This window comes from Lamprobacter modestohalophilus (assembly GCF_016583905.1).
Classification (GTDB): Bacteria; Pseudomonadota; Gammaproteobacteria; order Chromatiales; family Chromatiaceae; genus Lamprobacter; species Lamprobacter modestohalophilus.
On the sequence record NZ_NRRY01000059.1, the window covers coordinates 21,051 to 27,880 of the forward strand.

Sequence of the window (6,830 nt, forward strand, 5' to 3'; positions counted from 1 at the left end):
GCTGACATCAGCGCTCCAAACGCCCAGCCTGAAAGTCCAACACCGCCTGATTGATCTCTTGACGACTGTTCATCACGAACGGTCCGTGCTGCACGATGGACTCGTTCAGCGGACGGCCGGCGATCAACAGGGCGCGGGTCTCGGCCTCAGCCGCCTCGACCAATACGCCATCGCTGTCGACCGGGTTGTCCAGGATTGCCATTTGCTTGCGCGGCACACGGTTCCCCGCAATCTTCAGCTCGCCGCGATAGACATAGACGAAGGCATTGCGATCGGTGGCCAAGGCTTGCGCAAAGTGGCCGCCAGGGCTCAGGTGCAGATCCAGGATCAGCGGCTCGGTCACCGGGCGCGTCACCGCCCCGCACAGGCCATGACTCTCACCCGCGATCAGCACCACCTCGGCACCGGCTTCGGTTGTAAAGCCTGGCAGTTCGGTGGCCTGAACGTCGCGATACCACGGTGCACGCAGCTTGTCGCGTGCTGGAAGATTCAGCCAGAGCTGAAAGCCCTCCATCAGCCCGGCTTGCTGCTCCGGGATCTCGGAGTGGATGAGGCCGCGACCGGCCGTCATCCATTGCACGCCACCCGGCCCGACCCGTCCTTCGTGGCCGGCACTGTCGCGGTGACGCATGCGCCCGTTGATCATGTAGGTGACGGTCTCGAAGCCGCGATGCGGATGCTCGGGAAAACCGGCAATGTAGTCATCAGCCTGGTCGCTGTCGAAGTTGTCCAGCAGCAGAAACGGATCAAGCCGCCGCTGCAAGGATTGCGTCAGCACCCGGGTGAGCTTGACGCCAGCGCCATCGCTGGTCGGCTGGCCAATGACCAATCGTTCGACGCCGCGCGAGCGCAGTACCGTCTCGACCGGGTGATTGGAGGATTGTTGTGTTGCTGTCATGGCAATCTCGATGAGGCCAACATGGTTGATCGTGACGGCAGTCTGCCTGGAGAGCGATCGCTCGGCACGCCATGAGTCGCAGCCCGGAACAACCCAGACTGCAATCCAGTCACCCGTGAGCAAAGGCCACCACGCTGGCAGATCTTGCTACAGCAGCAACCGCGCAACGGTCCCAGAATCTGCTTTCGATTCGAGCGAGAACACCCAATGATGCGCCGCGGCGACCCGCCGCACATAGGCCACGCCGAGGCCATTGCCGGCGTCTTTGGTCGAGAAGAACGGCTTGCCGATGCGCGCAAGCACCTCCGGCGGGATCGGCTCGCCACTATTGCGCACCTCGATTCGCTGGGCGTAATGCCACTTCGGCGGCCTTGCGCGCGGAGACGTCGCGCACCATGGCGACGATGCAGTCGCGGCCGTCGACCTGGACCACCGAGGCGGAGATCTCGGAGGGCAGCTGCAGGCCGTCCTTGCGCATACAGCTGAGCTCGTCGGTCCAGCCCTGGCCGCGCGCCTTGACGTCTTGGGCGAACTGGCGCAAGGACTCCCCGGACGCAAAAGGTAACTTCCTTCTGGCGACGATGCTCCCTGTTCAAGAAAAGGGCTGGTCTCCCCTTCACCTCCTGGAGCGGCTTGCAGTGGAATCGAGTGCCGGATCACGATGGTCTCTTCGCCAACGAGCACTTCCTTAACCAGCAGTCGCACGATGCGTTGGCGCTCCTCGATCTCGAGTGTCTCGGCACGCGCCTGCACGCGCGCAAGAAAACCCGACAGCGTTTCCGCCAAGCGCAGGGTGGCGGCGCGCTCGGCGCTCTGATCGACGAGGGAGCCCAGTTGGGCGCGGGTTGCTTGCTCACGCCGGCGCAGCTCCGGGAGATGAGCGCGCAGCTCCTCTAACGACAACAACTCCTCCTGATAGGCCACCACCAAGCGCTCCATCGCCTTGCCTAAACGCACCAGTTCGTGTTCGAGGGCTTGCTGCTGTTGCTGCGTGGGCTCGGCGGCTTGCGCGGCTGCGAGCCGTCGATCCAGTTCAGCGGCGATCAACGTGGGATCTTCCAGCAAACGGACCACCTCGTTCCAGACCAGCCCATCGAGCAGATCCTGGCGAATCGGGCGGCTGCTGCACAAGGGTCCATTCAAGTGTCGCCAGGCCTCCGAGCCGAGACAACGGTAATAATAAATCAGCCGTGCCGTGCTGCGCGTCGAGGTCCGCGTCAAGGCATAGCCGCACTGCTTGCACGAGACCATCCCCTGGACCAGGCTCGGGGTCAGCGTGCGTCGTGCTGCAAAGCGCTTGTTCTCCTCCAGGCGTTGTGCGGCCAGCGCGAACGTCGCCTCCGAGACCAGGGCTGGCACCGGGATCTCGATCCACTCGTCGCGGGCGCGCTCAGTGCTCGTCGTCTCGCCACGTCGGGAGCGCCCCGTCAGGCGCTGCGTGCGCGTCACACGCTGACGCGCTGCAATGCGCGTCTTGCCGAAACAGGCCGTGCCCTGATAGGCCGGGTTGCGTAGCATGCCCCAGACCGTGGAGCGCTCCCAGCGTGGTGCCTGCCGGCGCGTGGCGATGCCCTGCTCATTGAGCCAGCGGGTGATCGCACCGATCGATAGCCCATCGACGGTGTAGCGCTGATAGACCTGGCGCACCACGGCGGCCTCGGTGGCCAGGATCTCATCATGGGCTGAAGCCAGGTCGCTCTTCTTCACATAGCGGTAGCCGTAGGGCGCGCCGCTTAAGACCGCCACATCGCCGCCTTTGGCCCGATGGCGCTTGCCGCGGCGCGAGCGCTCCAGGATCTGTGCGCGTTCATACTCGGCGATCATGCCTTGGAATTGCACCAGCAGTTGGTCTTCGGGCGTGGCCGTGCTCGGCGTCTTCAGAAAGCGAACCTCCACACCTTGACGGGAGCATTCCTCAATCAGCAACACCTGATAGGCGTACTTGCGGCTCAAGCGGTCGGGCGCATGGACCAGAACGGCCTCAAGTTGACCCTCGGTGACAAGATCACGCAGCCGCTCCAAGCCCGGGCGCAGAAGGATCGCACCGCTGTAGCCAGCGTCTTCGAAGACCCAGGGCTCAGGCACCTCGAAGCCCTGTTCGAGGGCAAAGGCCTTCAGGGCTGTCGTCTGACTGGCAATCGTGTTGTCCTCGCGCTGCCTTGTCGAGGAGACCCGTGCGTAGATCGCGGCTAGCTTCATCGTTGCACTCCTTCAGCCGTGGCCTCGTGCCGACGGCACGGGTCTGTCCAGGGGCCAGAATGACATAGGCTTGCTCCAGCTTGTGAGGGAATAGGCGGTCAAACTCATAGTCCAACACCACCACCACGACAGGGCGCTTATCGCGCTTACGCGCCATGATCGGGCGCCCGGCCCAAATAGGCTGATAACGCTTGGGCGAGCGTGTCGCTGAGCGTCATCCCCTCGCTTGCCGCGCGCTGGCGAAGCGCCTGAATGAGGCTCGGTGGCAACTTGAACGTCACAGCGATGGCGGCCTCGCGCAGGGGCAACGGTGCCATCAGCGACTGGGCCTCCTGCACATAACGGTAGGCCTGACGACGTGACAGCGCGAATTGATCGGAGAGCGACACGCAAGCCTCTGCAGTGCTGAGGCCACGGGTGAGCAATCCATAGGCCGCGTTGAGCCGTTGCCTCTTTTGCGAATCGGTAGAGCGCGGCATGTGTCATATAAATATTACTGCTTGCGACGCAAGTCAAGCATAGATCGTCCCCGATCGAGCACAATCGTGCGATCAAAGGCAAAGTTACCTTTTGTGTTCAGGGAGTCATCGCTCCATCTCGTGCGGATGCACGCTGGAGACGCGCACGTCGCGGGTCAGCTCGGCCGGGTCGTAGCCGAGCATGCGCGAGGCCTGGGTATTGGCCTCGAGGATGCGATCGCGCTCGGGGTCGATCAGCAGGATGGCATCGTTGGCGTGGTCGAAGATCTGGCGCAGTGGGTGCGCCGGCTCCTGGTGTATCCGCCCCTGTGCCTGCTCGGATACCGGTTCAGGGGCCAGTTCAGGTGCCGGCTCAGCGGCCTGCTCCCGTGCGGGCAGCGCGCTCGGGTCGCTTGCTTCAGACATCCTGCCATCCTCCGCGAAAGATCAACTGCGCCGACCGGGTCTTGTTCGCTATCAGCTATCCGCTATCAGCAACCCGATTGGAGTATCCCCATGGTAATCCGCTTCATGACTCAGGCGCGCAGCCTACTCGATGCAACACGGCGCTTCGATTTCATCGCCCCGCTGCTGTTGCGGCTCTATCTGGCGCCGATCTTCTGGATGGCGGGAACCCAGAAGTTCGCCCACTTCGACAGCACCGTAGCCTGGTTTGGCAATCCGGACTCCGGCTTGGGTCTGCCCTTTCCAACCGTGATGGCGTTCCTGGCGGCTTCAACCGAGACCGTCGGCGCGGTCTTATTGGTGGTTGGCTTCAGCGTGCGGCTGATCTCGGTGCCGTTGATCGTGACCATGATCGTGGCGATGGCGACGGTGCACTGGCAGCACGGCTGGCTGGCGATCGCCGAGGGCAGCGGCTCGTTGTTCGCCAACGAGCGCACCATCGGCGCTGTTGAGCGCTTGGATCGCGCCAAGGACATCCTGCGCGAGCATGGCAATTACGAGTGGCTGACCGAGAACGGCAGCCTGGTGATCCTGAACAATGGCATTGAGTTCGCCGCAACCTATCTGATCATGCTGGTGGCGCTGTTCTTCATCGGCGCGGGTCGCTATCTGTCGGTCGATGATTGGATCGGGCGGTGGCTGGATCGGCGCAGCTCGAGATCCGGTTAGGTGGAGGCGGCTAAGCTCATGGCCCAGCGCCACCCCGGCAGATAAAGCGGCTGTCTCATCGGAACGGCCAACCGGCTCAGCCAGATACCCGGACCAGCGCAGCCGCGTCTGTCCCTCGTGATCAACCATCTGTACCGAATCCCCGCGCGTGCGCCCCAGTCCAAGCAGGATCGCGCGCTCGTTGGTGACCGTGCGCAGTGGCACCTGAATCCGATCAGGCGAGAGCACCGGCATCCGATAGCTGAGGCAGAGCTTGCCATCGGTGAGCTTGAGCTTAAGGTCGGTGACCGGAAAGCCGGGGTCTGGATTGAGGATGCGCCAGGAGCCGAGACGCTCACGCCAGGCTCGTGGAACCGGCTCCTGCGGCACCTTCTCGCCGATGATGCGCTCACCCTGCGGGGTGTCGGCGATCATCACCTCGCGGCCTTCGATGCGGCGCGTTTGGAGGCGCAGCTCGCGCAGTACGCGCAGGCTTGCACTGCCCAGGCTCTGGGACTCAGATCCGTCGCCGCGTTGATCCGATGCTGGCGGCGCGGCGCCAATCCAGCCCTGCGGATAGGGCATCAGGTCGAGCTGCTCGCCGGTCATACAGGCACAAAGACTGTCTTGCTGCGGTTGGATCGCGATCAGACCAAGATCGGTCGCAAAATGCCCTTCGGCCGGGAGCCTCTCGGTCGGCTCTGTGGCCGCGGTCGGCGTTGGTGGTGTCTTCGCCGCGGCGATAAAGAGGTCGGCCGGAATCGGCTCGGGCTCGAGCTTCATGGCATTGCTGAGGATCGCCTCGGCCAGCGGCTTGACCACGCGCTCGGCGTGACCGGCATTGGCCAGGACCACCACGCCCAGGCCCTGCTCCGGTAACAGCACCCACTCGGCGGTATAGCCGAGGCTGTTGCCGCTATGGCGCACTACGCGCGTGGCGCCCGGAATGCTCTGCTCCTCGAGGAAGACGCCAAGCCCGACGCTCAGACCCAGATCCAGCGCGATGTCGGCATTCTGCGGCTCGATCATCGCCTCGATCAGACTCGGCTCAATCACCTGCCTGCCCTTGAGCTCGCCGGCACAGAGCAGCGCGATGCTCAGACGGGCCATGTCCGCGGCGCTGGTCTCCAAGCCCTGCGCCGGCAGATCGCGCAGCGGCAGCGGCGCAAAGCGATCGCCGTTGCGGTGGCCCATGGCCAAGGCGTCATCGAACGTCGGCTGCGCGGCAAATCGGGTGTGCGCCAAGCCCAGCGGCTCGAACAGGGTCTGCTGGGCGTGCGCGGCGAAGGGCGTCTGCGTGACCACCTGCAGCAGATGGCCTAGCAGGCTGTAGCCGAGGTTGGAGTAGTTGAAGATCAGGTTCGGTGGAAAGGCGGCGTATTCATCGCGCAAGCGCTCACGCACCTGGGTGAAGGGCTCATCCGTCCAGAGACCCTTGTTCAGATCGGACGGCAGCCCCGAATGATGACTCAGGAGCTGGCGGAGGGTGATCGGCTGTGCGGTCTGGTCGAAACGACTCTGGAGGCGAAAGCCCGGCAGCGCCGAGCCAACCGGCTGGTCGATGTCGATGGTTCCTTGGGCCTGCTGGGCCAGGACCAGCAAGGCGGTGATCGGTTTTGCCAAGGAGCTGGCGCGGTAGCGGGTCTGGGCCTGGGCCGGGCGTTGCTGCTCGGGGTCGGCGAGGCCGAAGCCCTCGAGCCAGAGGATGCGGTCGTGGCGCACCAGTGCCAGACTCAGGCCGGGAATGTGGTAGTCGGACTGCGCGGCACGGATCAAGGGTGCCAGCGCCTCGCGCAGGGGGTCCATCTCCTCGACGATGAGGGCCTCCGTCTCGCCTTGGATTGGCACAGGCGCAGGTGTGGGTTCAGACTGGGGCTCGGCCGCAGCCATCGCACTTACGGCCAGGAGCAGTAACAGGGCGGGTCGTCCTGGTGGCGTCATGTCGCGGTTGCCTAGAGTGCAGCAGCAATGCCTGCAGTGTAGACAGCGAAGACCACCCAATACAAACACCCAACACAAAGAAAAACGCCGAGCCCCATCCTGGACTCAGCGTTGCTTGCACCGGCCTCAGAGACCGGCCGGCTGATTCGAGACGTTGGTCTTAGAAGCTGAGATATGGGTTGCCTTCAGCTGACCCATAGATCTCGAGTGTCTGAACAGGT

General features: G+C 63.9%; 5 protein-coding genes and 1 pseudogene. 1 reads left to right on the plus strand and 5 read right to left on the minus strand.

Translation table 11 applies throughout. From position 1 onward, the window contains the following. Positions 1 to 7: 7 nt before the first annotated feature. From CKO42_RS22485 to CKO42_RS22500, 4 genes are all read right to left on the minus strand, one after another. On the minus strand, positions 8 to 898 hold the full coding sequence (locus CKO42_RS22485; RefSeq protein ID WP_200249352.1) for a pirin family protein: 891 nt from the start codon (positions 896 to 898) through the stop codon (positions 8 to 10). 147 nt (positions 899 to 1,045) lie between these two features. Then, positions 1,046 to 3,097 carry a recombinase family protein gene (locus CKO42_RS22490; protein WP_242479617.1) on the minus strand — a complete coding sequence of 684 codons (2,052 nt, stop codon included), beginning with the start codon at positions 3,095 to 3,097 and terminating at the stop codon, positions 1,046 to 1,048. A 146-nt stretch (positions 3,098 to 3,243) separates the two neighbouring features. Further along, the gene (locus CKO42_RS22495; RefSeq protein ID WP_242479618.1) at positions 3,244 to 3,486 is read right to left on the minus strand and encodes a hypothetical protein; all 243 of its coding nucleotides are present in this window, start codon (positions 3,484 to 3,486) and stop codon (positions 3,244 to 3,246) included. Positions 3,487 to 3,681: 195 nt separating this feature from the next. Then, positions 3,682 to 3,981 (minus strand): PAS domain-containing protein, encoded by a 300-nt coding sequence (locus CKO42_RS22500; protein WP_200249361.1) that lies wholly within the window; start codon positions 3,979 to 3,981, stop codon positions 3,682 to 3,684. Between the two features lie 90 nt (positions 3,982 to 4,071). On the opposite strand from CKO42_RS22500, the gene CKO42_RS22505 reads away from it, so the two are divergent. Then, complete coding sequence (locus tag CKO42_RS22505; RefSeq protein ID WP_200249362.1) at positions 4,072 to 4,689, plus strand: HvfX family Cu-binding RiPP maturation protein; 618 nt, start codon at positions 4,072 to 4,074, stop codon at positions 4,687 to 4,689. 786 nt (positions 4,690 to 5,475) lie between these two features. Here the strand turns inward: CKO42_RS22505 and CKO42_RS27595 are convergent. After that, positions 5,476 to 6,609 (minus strand): annotated as a pseudogene (locus tag CKO42_RS27595) (serine hydrolase domain-containing protein); the annotation flags it as partial. Positions 6,610 to 6,830 lie beyond the last annotated feature (221 nt).

Excerpts from the sequence above, each read along its gene's own strand:
- CKO42_RS22485 (WP_200249352.1), bottom strand. The coding sequence starts at position 898 with ATGACAGCAACACAACAATCCTCCAATCACCCGGTCGAGACGGTACTG.
- CKO42_RS22490 (WP_242479617.1), bottom strand. The coding sequence starts at position 3,097 with ATGAAGCTAGCCGCGATCTACGCACGGGTCTCCTCGACAAGGCAGCGC.
- CKO42_RS22500 (WP_200249361.1), bottom strand. The coding sequence starts at position 3,981 with ATGTCTGAAGCAAGCGACCCGAGCGCGCTGCCCGCACGGGAGCAGGCC.
- CKO42_RS22505 (WP_200249362.1), top strand. The coding sequence starts at position 4,072 with ATGGTAATCCGCTTCATGACTCAGGCGCGCAGCCTACTCGATGCAACA.